The sequence below is a fragment of the Serratia sp. CY76391 genome (assembly GCF_052166695.1).
Lineage (GTDB): Bacteria > Pseudomonadota > Gammaproteobacteria > Enterobacterales > Enterobacteriaceae > Serratia > Serratia nematodiphila.
The window spans coordinates 315,480-332,207 of the sequence record NZ_JBJNOJ010000007.1; the positions used below are offsets into that span (position 1 = coordinate 315,480).

13 protein-coding genes and 1 tRNA gene are annotated in these 16,728 nt (G+C 56.0%); 12 read left to right on the forward strand and 2 right to left on the reverse strand.

Annotation, left to right across the window (positions count from 1 at the left end):
- Window positions 1–47: 47 nt before the first annotated feature.
- The 8 genes from ACJ8PN_RS14815 to fis all read left to right on the forward strand — a co-directional run bounded on the left by ACJ8PN_RS14815 (window position 48) and on the right by fis (window position 8,111).
- Window positions 48–2,120, forward strand: a complete 2,073-nt coding sequence (locus ACJ8PN_RS14815; RefSeq protein ID WP_442535028.1) for a hypothetical protein — start codon at window positions 48–50, stop codon at window positions 2,118–2,120.
- 47 nt (window positions 2,121–2,167) lie between these two features.
- Entirely contained in the window at window positions 2,168–3,373 is a 1,206-nt protein-coding gene (locus tag ACJ8PN_RS14820) for an MDR family MFS transporter (RefSeq protein ID WP_033631989.1), read from the forward strand.
- A 196-nt stretch (window positions 3,374–3,569) separates the two neighbouring features.
- A tRNA-OTHER gene (locus ACJ8PN_RS14825) sits at window positions 3,570–3,646 on the forward strand.
- A gap of 219 nt (window positions 3,647–3,865) precedes the next feature.
- Window positions 3,866–4,108, forward strand: a complete 243-nt coding sequence (locus ACJ8PN_RS14830; RefSeq protein ID WP_004936865.1) for a YhdT family protein — start codon at window positions 3,866–3,868, stop codon at window positions 4,106–4,108.
- Window positions 4,098–5,543, forward strand: a complete 1,446-nt coding sequence (gene panF, locus ACJ8PN_RS14835) for a sodium/pantothenate symporter (protein WP_004936863.1) — start codon at window positions 4,098–4,100, stop codon at window positions 5,541–5,543. Before ACJ8PN_RS14830 ends, panF begins: the two co-directional genes overlap by 11 nt.
- Before the next feature lie 11 nt (window positions 5,544–5,554).
- Window positions 5,555–6,436 (forward strand): 50S ribosomal protein L11 methyltransferase, encoded by an 882-nt coding sequence (gene prmA / locus ACJ8PN_RS14840; protein ID WP_048325615.1) that lies wholly within the window; start codon window positions 5,555–5,557, stop codon window positions 6,434–6,436.
- 392 nt (window positions 6,437–6,828) lie between these two features.
- The gene (gene dusB, locus ACJ8PN_RS14845; protein WP_004936856.1) at window positions 6,829–7,833 is read left to right on the forward strand and encodes a tRNA dihydrouridine synthase DusB; all 1,005 of its coding nucleotides are present in this window, start codon (window positions 6,829–6,831) and stop codon (window positions 7,831–7,833) included.
- Window positions 7,815–8,111: a DNA-binding transcriptional regulator Fis gene (fis, locus tag ACJ8PN_RS14850; protein ID WP_000462905.1), complete on the forward strand. Its 297-nt coding sequence runs from the start codon at window positions 7,815–7,817 to the stop codon at window positions 8,109–8,111. Before dusB ends, fis begins: the two co-directional genes overlap by 19 nt.
- Window positions 8,112–8,185: 74 nt before the next feature.
- Here fis and ACJ8PN_RS14855 read toward each other — a convergent pair whose 3' ends face one another.
- Together ACJ8PN_RS14855 and ACJ8PN_RS14860 are read right to left on the reverse strand one after the other, a co-directional pair.
- The gene (locus ACJ8PN_RS14855) at window positions 8,186–8,416 is read right to left on the reverse strand and encodes a hypothetical protein (protein WP_131165448.1); all 231 of its coding nucleotides are present in this window, start codon (window positions 8,414–8,416) and stop codon (window positions 8,186–8,188) included.
- A 145-nt stretch (window positions 8,417–8,561) separates the two neighbouring features.
- On the reverse strand, window positions 8,562–8,903 hold the full coding sequence (locus tag ACJ8PN_RS14860; protein WP_004936850.1) for a hypothetical protein: 342 nt from the start codon (window positions 8,901–8,903) through the stop codon (window positions 8,562–8,564).
- 248 nt (window positions 8,904–9,151) lie between these two features.
- On the opposite strand from ACJ8PN_RS14860, the gene lpxO reads away from it, so the two are divergent.
- The 4 genes from lpxO (at window position 9,152) to ACJ8PN_RS14880 (ending at window position 16,726) form a co-directional block, all read left to right on the forward strand.
- Window positions 9,152–10,057 carry a lipid A hydroxylase LpxO gene (gene lpxO / locus ACJ8PN_RS14865; RefSeq protein WP_004936848.1) on the forward strand — a complete coding sequence of 302 codons (906 nt, stop codon included), beginning with the start codon at window positions 9,152–9,154 and terminating at the stop codon, window positions 10,055–10,057.
- Between the two features lie 298 nt (window positions 10,058–10,355).
- The gene (gene lpxP / locus ACJ8PN_RS14870; protein WP_033631986.1) at window positions 10,356–11,276 is read left to right on the forward strand and encodes a kdo(2)-lipid IV(A) palmitoleoyltransferase; all 921 of its coding nucleotides are present in this window, start codon (window positions 10,356–10,358) and stop codon (window positions 11,274–11,276) included.
- A 115-nt stretch (window positions 11,277–11,391) separates the two neighbouring features.
- Entirely contained in the window at window positions 11,392–12,087 is a 696-nt protein-coding gene (locus ACJ8PN_RS14875; RefSeq protein ID WP_351109517.1) for a CTP synthase C-terminal region-related (seleno)protein, read from the forward strand.
- Between the two features lie 700 nt (window positions 12,088–12,787).
- Entirely contained in the window at window positions 12,788–16,726 is a 3,939-nt protein-coding gene (locus tag ACJ8PN_RS14880; RefSeq protein ID WP_442535029.1) for a non-ribosomal peptide synthetase, read from the forward strand.
- Window positions 16,727–16,728: the final 2 nt, after the last annotated feature.

Genomic DNA, 16,728 nt, shown 5'->3' on the forward strand with positions numbered 1-16,728 from the left:
CGGAAAAGTATTACCGTTTTCTTGGCGCCGAACACCCGATCGGCCAGGTGGCGCGCGCGTTGTTCTACCGTACTGACCTGGTCGAGTTTGACGTAAGCAAAGAGGTGAAGAATCCGTTCACCTGGTTTTCCCCCTCCACCCTTGCACGGCTGGTGGCTTTCATGAGCAGCCCGCGTTTCACCGACAATGATATCGCCTCGTTATATCAGCATGTACGAGATGAAACGGACTTTCACGCTGCCATTGAGCAGCAACATCGGCTTTCTGTGCAAATACGCCGGCTTTGCGACAGCGTACTGCAACAGTTCGAGGACACAAAAGCGCAGATCGCAGCCGCAGAACGCGAAGCGCTCTCCCTCGGCGCCCATTTGAAAGCGCAAGAAAAAGCGCTGAATCAGATCCTGCAACAGGCGGAAAACGCCGTTAAAGCGCAGCAGGCGCCGATCCAACAATGTCGAGCCGCGATCGCCGCGCTCAAAGCCGGCAAAAAAACGCTGGGCAAGAGCGCTGCTGAGAATAAAGAGGCGCAGCTGCTGGCGCTCAATGCCGAAATCACCGAGCTGGAAGCACGCCTGAATGCGGCGCAGCAAGAAGCCGTGCATCAAGCCGGCCTGTTCCCCGCCTGGCAAAACGCGCAGGCCGCCGTCGAACATGCCCGCCAGCAAAAAGATGAAGCCACCTTGCGCGCCAGCATGCTGGCGGAAAATTTTACCGAAAGCACCGTCGCACGGCTGCAAACCGAGGGATTCAGCGCTGACTTCATTGCATTGCATCTGCCTTTCAACAAGTATCACCGCTATCTGCCGCGACGTGTGCAGGATTACGTCGGTATCCACTGTGCCGATCGCGACAGCTTGCTGGCCGAGTTGCACAACTTATGTCGTTTACTGATCGCGGCCAGCCGCACCGCCGAGCACGACAGGGAGGTGTTTCATTTGCTCAACGCGGCGCTGTGGCTGAAATGCAAGGGTAACTTCGGCAAATTGACCGCCTACATGCAGCAACTGCGGGAACTGAGCGGGGAGCTGTTCGGCGAAACGGCGACGGGCGAGACGCACTTCCCCGATCGCTGCCATGACTATTACGATCGCGAAGTGTACGGCCGCTATTTTCCGCCGCTGTGCATCACCAAAACCTGCCGCCCCGCGCCGGATTCTGACGTCTCGTTCTCAGATTGCGGGGAGAGTTCGCTGCGCAACTTCATCAATGTCCTGGTGAAAAACCAAGCAAGCGCGCAGCTTGACGCCGGAATACTCAAACGCAGCGGCCTGGCTGTCGATCCGCGCGTCATCGCGTTCTATGAAAAAAACCCTCGTTTGGAAACGATCAGAAGCCAGGAAGTACATAACCAGTGGGCTGAAATTGCCTCATCACTCAATGCGCGCGACAACCGAATCAAATACCTGACGCCAGGCAAAGACGCCTATTGCGAGTTGGCCGCCGGCGGCAACAACATGCAGCATATGCTGCAAGCGCTATTGGGCGAAGCTGATATCACCACCATTTGCCGCCGAATCGCCTCCTCTTCCGGCATCGATATTCGTTGCGATCTCAGCGACTTCCACCCGGAACGGCACGATCTGGAAGACTTCACCAACGTTGTTCGCCTTGAATTCGACGGCAAATATGTCTTTCACTGGTATTTCCTCAAACAACATTTCCGCTGCGCTTCGGCAGATCTGTTCAACGAAGAGGAAAATTATGTACGCCAGGCACTCGCCATGCTGAATGACGAGATGAAACAGGGCCGTCTGAATCGCGACCAGTTCCGCGCACTGCTCAGTTTCCATCTGAAAGAGAAGCCCGTGGCGCAAGTCAAAATGATATTCGACAGCCTTGGCGCTACCCTCGTCGGAGATGAAATGACGTTCTTGATGTTGGGTAAATTGAACTCCGTCGATTCCATGTTCGAATACTGCATGAACGTTCTGGCGATTCCAACGCTGGCGCATAGCGCGCCAGTCTCGGCGACTGTCGCCGCGATTATTCAAGGCATCAGCCCGCATCCGGTTATCTTCGATCAGCGGAAAAATCTCATCGCGAGGATTAGAGAAACCGGAGTGACGCCGTTACTCACTCTGGCTAACCGATGGGAAAAGGAAAGTTTGGAAAAGGTGTAATACACTCGGTTCAACAGACGACGAGCAACATTTAAGGAGAAACCGCCTTGAGGTCAACATTCATCCCTTATTTCCCAAAAGAAATATGGGTTATCTTTATCGGGACGTTTTTGACGCGCGCCTGCTTTTTCATGATTTGGCCATTCATTACCATTCTCATGAGAAATAACTACGCGATGACTCCGGTGGAAATCGGCGTCATGATGAGCGTATCACTTATCGTGTCTATTTCTTTCGGCTATCTCTTCGGTGGCGCATCAGACAAATATGGCCGTCGCACGTTGATTATTCTCGGTGCAATTGCCGCTATCATTTCATTTAGCGTACTTGCGTTGGCCAACTCACCGGCGTGGTATTTTGTCGGTATTTTACTCAATGGCATTTCGCGCTCATTGATCGAACCTGCCAGCAAAGCGGTGATCGGCGATATTCTCCATGACAGGCAAGAGCGAGAACGCGCGTTGAACATCCGCTACTTCCTGATGAACGTGGGCGCAGCCGTAGGCCCATTAGTGGGTGTCGCTCTCGGGCTGACGGCGCAGAAGGCCACCTTCTTCGTCACCGCATTGTCGTTCCTTTGCTATTTGCTGCTGGTGCTCGCGGTATTCAAAGCGGGGCACGGTAAAGAAACGCGCAACGCCACCTTCTCGTTCATTGGCTCTTTGCGGATTATCTGGAACGATCAGGCGTTCAAGGTGTTGGTAGTCGCCAACATTTTGGTGATGCTGGTCTACGGGCAGATCGACGTGACGCTGCCGCAATACCTCATGATCAGCCAGGTGTACAACCCCGAATACCTGCTCAGCGTGCTGATATTCATCAATGCAGCCACGGTGATAACGCTGCAGTATTTCACCGAGCGCTTTACCCGTCGCATGTCATTGGCACTGAAAACCAGCCTGGGCGTGTTCTTTCTCGCGCTTTCACAAATTGTCTTCCTGCTGGTTTCCAGTGAAAGCTGGGTGCTGTGGTTGGTCGCCATGTTCCTGCTCAGCCTCGGCGAAGTCATCCTGTTCCCTACGCTCAATATACAAATTGATCGTATGGCGCCGGCTAACCTAAAAGGGGCTTACTTCGGTGCCGCCACGTTTTACGAATTTGGCCTGGCGCTCGCCCCTTTTGTCGGCGGTTTGCTGTTAAAACAAGGTGGCGGTGGCGCCCTGTATGCCGTGATGTTCTTTTTATGCATCGGCGTCATCGTTCTTTATACTATTTCGGAAAGAATATCTGAGAAAAGAACGATAACCGCGTGACATTGTTAACCCGCTAATTAACGCCGCCCTTGTTTAAACGTATTAACGGGGCGGCTTTATCGTGATATTAATCACAGTAAATAAATAGCGAAGAATATGCGGGTCATTATTTAATCGAACGATTTATTTAATGCCAAAAAATAAAAGAAATCTATTTACATGAATGAGCAGGAGATGTTATAAATTTGTTTATTGCAGGCGTGTAGCTCAGTGGTAGAGCGCTGTGTCATACTTCACAGAGGTCACCTGGTTCGATTCCGGTTGCGCCAACCAATATAAAACCCATTCCTTTCCCATTCTCTTTAATTATTTTCTCATCGAAATGAACCGGTAAGAATTTATATATTTACCCCCCTCTTTTCTTTCCATCGTCCCGTTGCGTTCACCGGAAAGGTGAATAATTTATTAGCCAAACGCCGCACATTCCGTACAATCCTGTTCCTTCATCTGTTCTTGTCACAAGCCATCATCGTAAACCTATGGGGGACACTGATGGACAAACGCTTTATTCAGGCGCACCGCGAAGCGCGCTGGGCGCTGGGGCTGACGCTGCTCTACCTGCTGGCCTGGGGGCTGGCGGCCTACCTGCCGGACAGCGCCATCGGCGTCACCGGCCTGCCGCACTGGTTCGAAATGGCCTGCCTGCTGGTGCCGCTGCTGTTCATCGGCCTGTGCTGGCTGATGGTGCGCACGGTGTTCCGCGACATTTCGCTGGAGGACCGCGATGCAAACTGAAGTGATCCTGCCGCTGGTCGCCTACCTGTTGCTGGTGTTCGGCCTGTCGGTGTACGCCTATCGACGCCGCCAGAACGGAAACTTCCTCAGCGAATATTTCCTCGGCAACCGCTCGATGGGCGGTTTTGTGCTGGCGATGACCCTGACCGCCACCTACATCAGCGCCAGTTCGTTTATCGGCGGGCCGGGCGCCGCCTACAAATACGGCCTGGGCTGGGTGCTGCTGGCGATGATCCAACTGCCGGCGGTGTGGCTGTCGCTCGGCGTGCTGGGCAAGAAATTCGCCATCCTGGCGCGGCGCTACAACGCCATTACTCTCAATGACATGCTGTATGGCCGCTACCAAAGCCGCCTGCTGGTGTGGCTGGCCAGCCTCAGCCTGCTGGTGGCGTTCCTCGGCGCCATGACGGTGCAGTTCATCGGCGGCGCACGCCTGCTGGAGACCGCCGCCGGCATTCCTTACGACACCGGCCTGTTGATCTTCGGCATCAGCATCGCGCTGTACACTGCCTTCGGCGGCTTCCGCGCCAGCGTGCTGAACGACGCCATGCAGGGGCTGGTGATGCTGCTCGGCACCGTGCTGCTGCTGGTGGCAGTGATCCATGCCGCCGGCGGACTGGACAGCGCAGTGAGCAAACTGCAGCAGATCGATCCGGCGCTGGTGTCGCCGCAGGGCGGCGATCAGATCCTCAGCCTGCCGTTTATGGCGTCATTCTGGATCCTGGTGTGCTTCGGGGTGATCGGCCTGCCGCACACCGCCGTGCGCTGCATCTCCTACAAGGACAGCAAGGCGGTGCATCGCGGCATTCTGCTCGGCACCGTGGTGGTGGCGGTGCTGATGTTCGGCATGCACCTGGCCGGCGCGCTCGGCCGCGCGGTGTTGCCGGATCTCAAGATCCCCGACCAGGTGATCCCGACGCTGATGATCACCGTGCTGCCGCCGTACGCCGCCGGGATCTTTTTGGCGGCGCCGATGGCGGCGATCATGTCGACCATCAACGCCCAGTTGCTGCAATCCTCCGCCACCATCATCAAGGATCTCTACCTTGGCGTGCGGCCGCAGCAGATCCACAACGAGCGGCTGATCAAGCGCTTCTCCAGCCTGACCACGCTGATCCTCGGCCTGCTGGTGCTGCTGGCGGCCTGGCGCCCGCCGGAGATGATCATCTGGCTCAACCTGCTGGCTTTCGGCGGGCTGGAGGCGGTCTTCCTGTGGCCGCTGGTGCTGGGCCTGTATTGGGAACGCGCCAATGCTCAGGGAGCGCTTAGCTCAATGGTGTCGGGTGCGGTATGCTATACGCTATTGGCCAGCTTCAACCTGCAACCGGCGGGGCTGCATCCTATCGTGCCTTCGCTGTTGCTCAGCCTGTTGGCGTTTTATCTCGGTAACGTCGTCGGCGAAAAGCGCCGGGCGGCGTCATCATTACCCTCTTGAAGAGAATTGCTATGCCTTGGATCCAACTCAAACTGAACACCACCGGCAGCCAGGCGGAAGACCTGAGCGACGCGCTGGTGGAAAGCGGCGCCGTGTCGGTGACCTTCCAGGACACCCACGACAACCCGGTGTTCGAGCCACTGCCGGGTGAAACCCTGCTGTGGGGCGATACCGATGTGATCGGCCTGTACGACGCGGAAACCGATATGACCGACGTGGTGGCGATGCTGGAACAGCACCCGCTGCTGGGCGCCGGATTCCGCCACAAGATAGAGCAGCTGGAAGACAAGGACTGGGAGCGCGAATGGATGGACAACTTCCACCCGATGCGCTTCGGCGAGCGCTTGTGGATCTGCCCGAGCTGGCGCGACGTGCCGGATCCCGACGCGGTCAACGTGATGCTCGATCCGGGCCTGGCGTTCGGCACCGGCACCCACCCGACCACCGCGCTGTGTCTGCAGTGGCTGGACGGCCTCGATCTGGCCGGCAAAACCGTCATCGATTTCGGCTGCGGTTCCGGCATCCTGGCGATCGCCGCGCTGAAGCTGGGTGCGGCGCGCGCTATCGGCATCGACATCGATCCCCAGGCCATTCAGGCCAGCCGCGACAACGCGCAGCGTAACGGCGTCTCAGAGCGTCTGGAGCTGTATCTGCCGAAAGACCAGCCGGCGGACCTGCTGGCGGACGTGGTGGTCGCCAACATCCTCGCCGGCCCGCTGCGCGAACTGGCGCCGCTGATCGGTTGCCTGCCGAAGGCCGGCGGTCATTTGGGGCTGTCCGGCGTGCTGGCCAGCCAGGCGAGCAGCGTTGCGGAAGCCTACGAAGAGAAGTTCACGCTCGATCCGGTCGCCGAGCGTGAAGAGTGGTGCCGCATCACCGGCCGCCGTAAGTAAGCGTCACGATATATTGCTCCCTCATCCACCGGCCCCGCGCCGGTGGATTTTTTTGTCCGGCGATCGACCCACGGGCAAGACAAAATTTTATGCAATTTTTTGCCTTTCAACGATGGATCGCCCTGACAATGCGCCTTCCAGGCAGGTTATCCCGGCAAAAATAGCGGGCGAATGCAGATAATATCCTGCGCAAAGGCGAATATTTTACCGCACACAAAATAAGCACTTTTCGTCAACTCATTGTAAAATATATACAATATTTTTATGAATCACTGCGCAGCGCATTTTTTGCCCTAATAGCGAGCCAATTGGTTAAAGTTTGGCCTTTCATCTCGGCGCAAAAATGCGTAATATACGCGCCCTTGCGGACACAGTATGGTCACTCTTTGTCTATGCGCATTGGACACCACCAGCTTACTAATTGCCTGATTGCGGCCCCGATGGCCGGTATTACAGATCGCCCGTTCAGAACCCTCTGTCATGCAATGGGTGCTGGGATGGCTGTATCCGAAATGCTCTCCTCCAACCCGGAGGTGTGGCGGACGGATAAGTCGCGTCTGCGTATGGTGCATAGCGATGAACCAGGGATCCGCTCCGTGCAGATTGCCGGATGCGATCCTGATGATATGGCCGCCGCCGCGCGTATCAACGTGGCCAGCGGCGCGCAGATCATCGACATCAATATGGGATGCCCGGCCAAAAAAGTGAACCGGAAGCTTGCCGGGTCCGCCTTGTTGCAGTACCCGGATCTGGTAAAACGGATCCTCCACGCGGTGGTTGACGCGGTGGATGTGCCGGTAACGCTGAAGATTCGCACCGGCTGGGCGCCAGAGCACCGTAACTGTGTAGAGATTGCCCAACTGGCCGAAGACTGTGGTATTCAGGCCCTGACGATTCACGGCCGAACCCGCGCCTGTCTGTTTAACGGCGACGCGGAATACGACAGCATTCGGGCAGTTAAGCAGAGTGTTTCCATTCCGATTATCGCGAATGGGGATATTACTGACCCGCATAAAGCCAGAGCAGTGCTCGACTACACCGGGGCCGATGCCCTGATGATAGGCCGCGCTGCTCAGGGGAGACCCTGGATCTTCCGGGAAATCCAGCATTATCTGGACACTGGGGAGTTGCTGCCGCCGCTGCCGCTTGGCGAGGTGAAGCGCTTGTTGATTGGGCACATTCGGGAATTGCACGGCTTCTATGGCCAAGGCAAGGGATTCCGGATTGCTCGTAAGCACGTGTCCTGGTATCTCCAGGAACACGCTCCGAATGACCAGTTTCGGCGCACATTCAACGCCATAGAGGATGCCAGCGAACAGCTGGAGGCGTTGGAGGCATATTTCGAAAATCTTAGCGTAAAAAAAGAGCTGACAGAACTATGTTCGAACAACGCGTAAATTCTGACGTACTGACCGTTTCTACCGTTAACTCACAAGATCAGGTGACTCAAAAGCCTCTGCGTGACTCGGTTAAACAAGCACTGAAGAACTATTTTGCTCAACTGAACGGTCAAGACGTAAATGACCTGTATGAGCTGGTACTGGCTGAAGTTGAACAGCCACTGTTGGACATGGTGATGCAATACACCCGTGGCAACCAGACCCGCGCAGCCCTGATGATGGGCATCAACCGCGGCACGCTGCGCAAGAAGCTGAAAAAATACGGCATGAACTGATACTAGTCAGTTAACGTGTTGAAAAGGCGCTTTATCTCATTTGATAAGCGCCTTTTTCTTTTTCTGACTTGTGCCTACATGGGCGAGGATTTGCGCGGAATGCGCTTATCGATATATCCGGCAAAGAAATAGCAAATACCCGCCACGCCCGCGATCATCACGTAGCGCTTCCACCCGTCCAAATCCACGCCCAGGCTATCCAGCCCGCTCAACACCACAAACACCAGCAGGCCCAAGATAACCGATGCTCTGCCTGTCCAGGCTGGTGGGGGTGTCAATAAACGCCTTATCCAGTGGGATTTCATAGCGCTTCCTTCTTGCCTACGATTGAGTCGCCAGTCGATGAAGAATACTCTCACGTTTTAATCGGGGCGACAAAGCGGGGCATCGGCTCTGGATTGCAGGCAATAAAAAAGGCCGCAGCGCGGCCCTTGGGGTAAAGCGGAGACCTTACTCGGTCACTTTGTTCTTGAGGCTTTCCGCCCCTTGCTTGGTCTTGTCCCAAGCCTTCTCCGAGCCCTGTTTGGTGGAATGCCAGGCCTTTTGCGAACCTTCGCTCACTTTGCTGCCGACGCTGTCGCTCTTGCCTTCGGCGGCATGCTTGGCTTTCAGCTTCAGCTCTTCACCCTTGTCCTGAGACTGGTGCAGCTTTTCTTTGGCGGTATCCGCCCCTTTGTGCGCCTCGGCGACGACTTCGTTGCTGGCGTGAGCGGCGGTGTCGGTCGCGGTTTCAGCAGCGAACACCGGGGAAGCGAGCAGCAGTGCAGACAAGGCAATGATTGATTTTTTCATAAGTCCCTCTTTTCTCAGATACGTGCCATTCGTCATGAAACAAGATGGCATGAAACACCCCTTGAACGATTTAAGAATAGGACTAAAACCAAAAAAATCGATATAAAATTTCATTACAAATCATTTTATTGATTTTTTATGCCAACAAGCAGCACACGCAGGGAAAGCGCACGAAAAAGTTAAATTTTTCCTGTCACAAAACTATAATTTGTACGAATTTTTAACAAGCACCAACAGGGATGGATTCTATGGTTGCCGCGATCATTATCGGCATTTTTATCATCAGCTTCCTCTACGCACACTCCCGCGGCAAAGAGAAACAAAAGCTTACCCGTCAGCTGTTCGATCACTCCACGTTTATGGGGCCGATTAACATGTTTATGACCGGTTTCTCGCGTTTGCCCGCCAAACAACCCTATTTCGACGAAAAAGGCTTCCCGGAGCTGCAAACGCTGACCGACAACTGGCAGGTGATCCGCGAGGAAGCCGTGCGTTTGCAGGATCACATCAAAAAGGCGCAGTCGCACAACGACGCCGGCTTCAACACCTTCTTCAAACGCGGCTGGAAACGTTTCTATCTGAAATGGTACAGCGACAGCCACCCTTCGGCGCAAACGCTGTGCCCGAAAACCGTCGAGCTGCTCAACCGCATCCCATCGGTCAAGGCGGCTATGTTCGCCGAGCTGCCGCCCGGCAGCCATTTGGGTAAACATCGCGATCCTTACGCCGGCTCGGTGCGCTATCACTTGGGGCTGATGACGCCCAACGACGATCGCTGCTTCATCGAGGTGGACGGCGAGCAGCACAGCTGGCGCGACGGCCAAGCGGTGATCTTCGACGAAACCTACGTGCACTGGGCGCAGAACGCCACCGATCAGACGCGCATCATTCTGTTTTGCGACGTCGAGCGGCCAATGAAATGGCGCTGGGCGCAAGCGGTCAACCACTGGGTCGGCGCTACGCTGATGTCGGCGGCCAGTTCGCCGAACGACGATCAGGATCGCACCGGCGGCATCAACCGCATCTTCAAATACGTCAACGCGGTGCGCGACGCCGGCCAGCGCCTGAAGGCGCGTAATCGCCGCGGTTACTATCTGCTGAAATGGCTGGTGATCGCCGCCATTTTCGCCGCCATCATCCTCCCCAGCCTGTAAACCGTCGCCAATCGTCAATCCAGAGGCAACGCGAATGAGAATATTCGCATGCCTCTCTTCCTCTGTACCCCGTACCCTGTGTTAACATACGCATTCCTAGAGCCGCCTCCGCTGGCCAACAGCTATCCCTCCGAAGCCTGATAGCAGCGCAAACCGCCCTTCGAATGTAAATGTTTAGTCAATTATGGAATTCTGACTAAACCCTGGCCGTCCCCGGGTGTCTGAGTAGTTGTATCGCTATCGAGTGGATCCTTTATGCGCTACAGGTTGCTACCCCCTAACGCATAAACGAGCTGCTATGAAACGCCAAAAGAGATTTCAACTTTCCTTGCTGCACCCGCGCTACTGGCTGACCTGGTTCGGCCTGGCCCTGTTGTTCCTGCTGGTGCAACTCCCCTACCCGCTGCTTAACCGCCTTGGCGTATGGATGGGGCGCACCTCGATGCGCTTTCTTAAGCGTCGCGTCGCCATCACCCGCCGCAACCTCGAACTGTGCTTCCCCGAAATGGACGAAACACAGCGCGAGCGTAAAGTAGTGGGCAACTTTGAGTCCCTCGGCATGGGCCTGCTGGAAACCGGCATGGCCTGGTTCTGGTCGGATAAACGCGTTAAGCGCTGGTTTAACGTCTCCGGCATCAACCACCTCAAAATGGCGCAGCGTGACGACCGCGGCGTGCTGGTGATCGGCGTGCACTTTATGTCGCTTGAGCTGGGCGGCCGGGCAATGGGCCTGTGCCAGCCGATGATGGCGATGTATCGCCCGCACAACAACAAGGCGATGGAGTGGGCGCAAACCAAGGGCCGCATGCGCTCCAACAAGGCGATGATCGATCGCAAGGATCTGCGCGGCATGGTGCACGCACTCAAGCGCGGTGAGGCGGTCTGGTTCGCACCGGATCAAGATTACGGCCCGCGCGGCAGCGTATTCGCGCCGCTGTTCGCCGTCGATCAGGCCGCCACCACCAGCGGCACCTTCATGCTGGCGCGCATGGCCAACCCGGCGCTGGTGCCGGTGGTGCTGATCCGCCGTGAAGGCGGCCGCGGCTACGACCTGCTGATCCAGCCGGCCCTGGAAGGCTACCCGCTCAGCGACGAACAGGCCGCGGCGGCTTATATGAACAAAGTGATCGAGAAAGAGATCATGCGGGCGCCGGAGCAATATCTGTGGCTGCATCGCCGCTTCAAAACCCGGCCGGTCGGCGCGCCGTCGCTGTACTGAGCCCCGTTTTCCAGCCCGGCCGACGCCGGGCTTTTTTGTGCGCCGCGTTCAAAAAATCTGCGGCTCAACATGTCGCTTTCCTGTAATCTCCTTCTTTACCCGCACAGGAAAGGAAATGATGAAAGCTCAAGTCCGCATTGCTCTGGTCGGTGATTACAACCCGCAAGCCGTGGCCCATCAGGCCATCCCCGTGGCGCTCCAGCTCACCGCCGCCCATCTCGACATCGACGTGCAGCCCCAGTGGCTACCGACCGAAACCCTGACCTCCCCTGATGTCCTGCAAGATTTCGATGCCATCTGGGTGGTGCCAGGCAGCCCATATTGTCACGACGACGGCGCCTTTATGGCGATCAGGCATGCGCGGGAAAACGACGTGCCGTTCCTCGGTTCCTGCGGCGGCTTTCAGTACGCCATCATCGAGTACGCCCGCAACGTGATGGGCTGGCACGACGCCGGCCATGCGGAAACCGACAGCGGTGGCCGGTTGGTGATCGCTCCGTTGAGCTGCTCGCTGGTGGAAAAAACCGGCGACATCGTTTTTCGGCCTGACACCCGCGTCGCGCAGGCCTACGGCAGCCTGAACACCCATGAAGGCTACCACTGCAACTTTGGCGTGGCTCCGGACTTCGTCGCCGACCTTGAGCGCTTCCCGCTGATTATCAGCGGCCACGATGCCGAAGGCGACGTGCGCGCCATCGAACTGCCGGAGCGGCGTTTTTACGTCGCCACGCTGTTCCAGTCGGAACGCGCTGCACTGCGCGGCGAGCTTTCGCCGCTGGTGGTGGAACTCGTCAAAGCCGCCGTCTGCTAACCTGCTACCTCCCCGTAGGATCGAGCCGCAGCGAGACAGGGTTCTCGTTGCGTCTTTCATTTCGGGTATCACTCGGCATCAACGTTTCACATTTATTATCTCATTAAAGTTAATCCATTAATTGCCCAATAACGGATCATTCATCGCAGTTTAATTGAAGCGTCATACTCCTATGAAAGTTAACAGCAGAATTACGAATAAAGAAATGCATGAAATCACAATAAGCTTTACTTCTTATTATTCATTATTATTTCTTTTATAATAATACAGCATAAGAGATTCTTTATAATTTTTTATGATTCAGCCTGTTATCTCTTGCGGAGAAGCAACCGAACTTGCCCGCTGAGATACCACTCCGTTATCGCTCACGAACCGCCTCAGTTCCGCCCTTTTTCACCAAAAACAAAAAAAACAAATAAAACAATTAATTACACAATTTCACTTACCAATACCACGTAGAAAAGCCAGTCAATCGTGATTAACACGCCACAAAATTAATGGCAAAAAACCAGTTTAAAAATAAATAAAACATAAATCATTAATGGTAAAATTATTGAATTTATTATAATTAAACAAAACTATTAAAAATATTTAATGTGAAAACAGGCCAACTTAATAATCACCTTTTATAATGTTCGAGTGCTTGGCTGCGACTCACTTTATTTAATTCGATTCATTCCTTATTTGTGGAGGTGGTTCCGTGTCCGCTTATTCCCTGACGACCGTGCAACAAGCCGTGTGGCTAGACCAATCTTTAAACCCCGATATCCCCTTATATAACGTTGGGTGTTTATGGCGCGTAGAGCGCGAGATTTCGCTACCGCTTTTTCAAGAAGCCATACGGCAAATACAGCAACAACATGATGCGTTGCAAACCACGCTGAAAGAAACGCCGCAAGGCATTACCCAGGAAACCTGCGACCGGGCCTATATCGACCTGCATTACCACGATTTTTCGCACAGACAAGATGCCATCAGCCTGGCAGAAACCCACCTTCGTTCTCAATTCCTGCAGCCTTATTCACTGTATGACAGCCTGCTTTGGCGCTGCCACCTGGCCAAAGTCAGCGGATCCAGCACGCTATGGCTGCTTGCTTCCCATCACCTGATTGCGGACGGCACCTCAATTTCCCTGCTGAGCAAAATGATCATGGAGCGCTATAAACAATTAAAAGCAGGGATAAAAAACGAAGCCCCCCGCTCGCGTTATCAAGACTTCGTCATCAGCGATCGCACCTATCAGCAGTCTCCACGCTACGAGCGCGATCGTGATTTCTGGTTGAAGCGTTTCATCGACGCGCCCCCCTCCATGCTGGAACGCCGCCAAAATCACTGTGAGCAACAAACCTACCCCAGCCATCAGATAATCAAGCGGTTGCCACGCGAGCGTTTCCTACAGTTGGAACAATACGCCGCCGCGCAGGGCGGTTCTGCAATGCATTTTTTTAGCGCTTTGCTGGCCACCTGGTTCGCCCGGATTTGGCAAACCGATCAATTCACGCTGGGCGTGCCGGTACATAACCGCAGTACCGCCGAACATAAGCAAACATTGGGCATGTTTTCCTCGATGATCCCACTGCGCATCACGGTCGATTCACAGCAATCCTTCGGCCACTTACTGCGGCAAATCGGCAGCGAGCTGCGCCAGTGTTATCGTCACCAGCGTTTTCCCATTGCCGAACTCAACCGCCAGTTGAACCTGCATCAGCAGGAGCGGCGCCAGCTGTTCGACATCAGCTTTTCTCTGGAGGTTTTTCCGACCGACATCGAACTGGAAGGCAGCCAGTTCAAGGTGGAAAACCTGCACCACGGTCAGGAACAGCTGCCCCTCGGCGTCTACCTGCGCCATTACCATCCGGGCGACGACCCGCTGTTGGAGTTCAACTTCAATCAGGCCTGGTTCAGTCAGGAAGACGGTGAGCGCATCGCCGCCCGCATACTGCACCTGCTGAACACGCTACTGGACGGCGATCCGGCGCTGCCGCTGGGGCAGTTACCGCTGCTGTTGCCGCAGGAAAGACAGCAAATCTTCCATCAATGGAATGAAACCCGACAAACATGGGCAGACATGCCGCAAGGCGTACATCAATTCCTGGAACGACAGGCCGCGCTGACGCCAGAAGCGCCGGCGCTGTGCTACGGGGACCACGAGATCAGTTATCAACAGCTGAATCAGCGGGCGAATCGATTGGCTGCCTTTCTCAGGCTGCAGGGATTACAGCCTGACGATCGCATCGCGGTATGCGTCAACCGCAGCCCGGATATGGTGATTGCCCTGTACGCCATCCTGAAGGCGGGCGCCGCCTATGTACCGCTCGATCCCGACTATCCGCAAGACCGCCTGCGCCACATGCTGCAAGATTGCGGTGCCAGATTCGTTCTGATCGACGATGGCGGCGAACACGCGCTGCACCCGCTGCGCGATATCGCCGTGCCGCGATTGCATCTTCAGCGTGAGAGCCATCTGTGGCGGCAAGCGCCGGATGGCAACCCACCGCCGCTGGCCGCCGATCCACAGCGCAGCCTGGCTTATGTGATTTACACCTCCGGCTCGACGGGGAAACCCAAAGGGGTGATGAACGAACACCGCGGGGTGATCAACCGACTCCTGTGGATGCAAAAGGCTTATACACTGACGCCGGATGATGTCGTGCTGCAGAAAACGCCGTTCAGCTTCGACGTCTCTGTCTGGGAGTTTTTCTGGCCGATGATGGTCGGGGCCCAGCTGGCCATCGCCAAACCGGGCGGTCACCAGGAACCGGATTATCTCAGCGCCTGCATCGCACAACATGGCGTCACCACACTGCATTTCGTCCCCTCTATGCTGCAACTGTTTCTGCGCCACGGCGATATGGCGCAGTGCGCCTCCCTGAAACGCATCGTGTGCAGCGGCGAGGCGTTGCCGCTCGCTACGGTACAACGTTGCCTGCAGCAGTTGCCGCAGGCGGAACTGCACAATCTCTACGGCCCGACGGAAGCCGCCGTAGACGTTTCCAGCTGGCAATGCCTGCCCGATGATCCTCGCCCACTGGTACCGATCGGTAAACCGATCGCCAATACCCAGCTCCATATTCTGGATGACCAACTGCAACCGTTACCGCCTGGCATCGCCGGCGAATTGCATATCGGTGGCATTCAGGTTGCCCGTGGTTATCTGAACCGCGCGGCGCTGAGCGCCGAGCGATTTATCGCCGATCCTTTCAGCGCCGAGCCGCAGGCTCGCCTGTATAAAACCGGCGATCTGGCCCGCTGGCTGCCGGATGGCAACATTGAGTATCTGGGCAGAAACGATTTCCAGGTCAAAATCCACGGCCTGCGCATTGAATTAGGCGAGATCGAGCAACAGCTCAGACAGTGTTCAGGGGTTGAAGACGCCGCCATTCTGGCACGGGAAGACGAAAGCGGCGGCAAGCGCCTGGTCGCCTATGTCATCGCCCCAGAGCAAACGGCCGACGCCGCCGAATGGCGTCGGCAATTGCAGCAACACCTGCCGGACTTTATGGTGCCGTCCTGTTTTATCCGGCTGGATGCTTTTCCGCTGTCGCCCAACGGCAAGCTGGATCGCAAAGCGTTACCGGCACCGGCCAACATGCAGGAAACCGCTGCTTATGAAGCCCCGCAAGGCGAGCAGGAACAGCAGTTGGCCGAACTGTGGAGCGAACTGCTGGGCACAACGCGCATTGGCCGCGACGATGATTTCTTCGCGCTGGGCGGCCATTCGCTGCACGCCATTCAACTGCTGGTTAAACTGAAGCGACACGGGCATTCGTTAGGCATTAAGACGCTGTTTGCTCACTCGACGCTGCGCGGCCAGGCTCGTATTCTCACCGACGGCGTGCCCGCAACGGCTCCAGCCACCTCCGAACCCCTGCAGCAGCTGTTGACGCGTCTGAATCAGGCCAGTTTTACCTTTAAACAGGTAGAGCGCCTGAACCACGCCATCACCCCCGACAGCGTTTGGATGATCCATCCTGCCGTCACCGGTTGCGATGTTTATCGCGATCTGGCGAACTATTTAGAGAAAGATTTCAATGTGTTAGGCATCAACAATTACAACCTGTTCCAACAGCCGCACATCACTTCGCTACGCGAGCTGGCGGCGTATTATCTCGGCCATATGCGGCTGTCGCCGGCGCGCCCCGTCCGTCTGTTGGGTTGGTCGCTAGGGGGCCTGATCGCGCTGGAGATGGCCGCTCAACTGGAAAGCCAGGGCTATCGCGATATCCAACTGTTCCTGCTTGATACCTTCTACCGAACCCCATTCCAGATCCGCAGCGAGCCGGGCATGCTGGCGGCGATGCTGGCCATGTTGGGTATTGACGGCGAGGCCGCCGACCGGGCCTTAAAGGCAGAGCCGACGGAGCTGGCATTGGCGAAACAAACGCTCAGCGCACCGTTGCAACATGCACGCATCACGCTGTTCAAGGCGACCGAAGATGCAAATCTGAATATCACCGGCCTGGGCGATGAGCGGGAACTGCTGGCGATTGCCGACAATGGCCTGTCGGCAATCGGTCAACATCTGCAGGTGCATCCGTTGCCCTGCAATCATCACTCCATTATCTTCAGCCACGAGGAGATAGGACGCGCCTTGCGGCAGTCATCGCGCACGCCGGCGATGCTCGGCAACCTTCCTTGACG

Excerpts from the sequence above, each read along its gene's own strand:
- fis (WP_000462905.1), top strand. The coding sequence starts at position 7,815 with ATGTTCGAACAACGCGTAAATTCTGACGTACTGACCGTTTCTACCGTT.
- ACJ8PN_RS14860 (WP_004936850.1), bottom strand. The coding sequence starts at position 8,903 with ATGAAAAAATCAATCATTGCCTTGTCTGCACTGCTGCTCGCTTCCCCG.
- ACJ8PN_RS14875 (WP_351109517.1), top strand. The coding sequence starts at position 11,392 with ATGATGAAAGCTCAAGTCCGCATTGCTCTGGTCGGTGATTACAACCCG.
- panF (WP_004936863.1), top strand. The coding sequence starts at position 4,098 with ATGCAAACTGAAGTGATCCTGCCGCTGGTCGCCTACCTGTTGCTGGTG.
- prmA (WP_048325615.1), top strand. The coding sequence starts at position 5,555 with ATGCCTTGGATCCAACTCAAACTGAACACCACCGGCAGCCAGGCGGAA.
- dusB (WP_004936856.1), top strand. The coding sequence starts at position 6,829 with ATGCGCATTGGACACCACCAGCTTACTAATTGCCTGATTGCGGCCCCG.
- lpxO (WP_004936848.1), top strand. The coding sequence starts at position 9,152 with ATGGTTGCCGCGATCATTATCGGCATTTTTATCATCAGCTTCCTCTAC.
- ACJ8PN_RS14855 (WP_131165448.1), bottom strand. The coding sequence starts at position 8,416 with ATGAAATCCCACTGGATAAGGCGTTTATTGACACCCCCACCAGCCTGG.
- lpxP (WP_033631986.1), top strand. The coding sequence starts at position 10,356 with ATGAAACGCCAAAAGAGATTTCAACTTTCCTTGCTGCACCCGCGCTAC.
- ACJ8PN_RS14830 (WP_004936865.1), top strand. The coding sequence starts at position 3,866 with ATGGACAAACGCTTTATTCAGGCGCACCGCGAAGCGCGCTGGGCGCTG.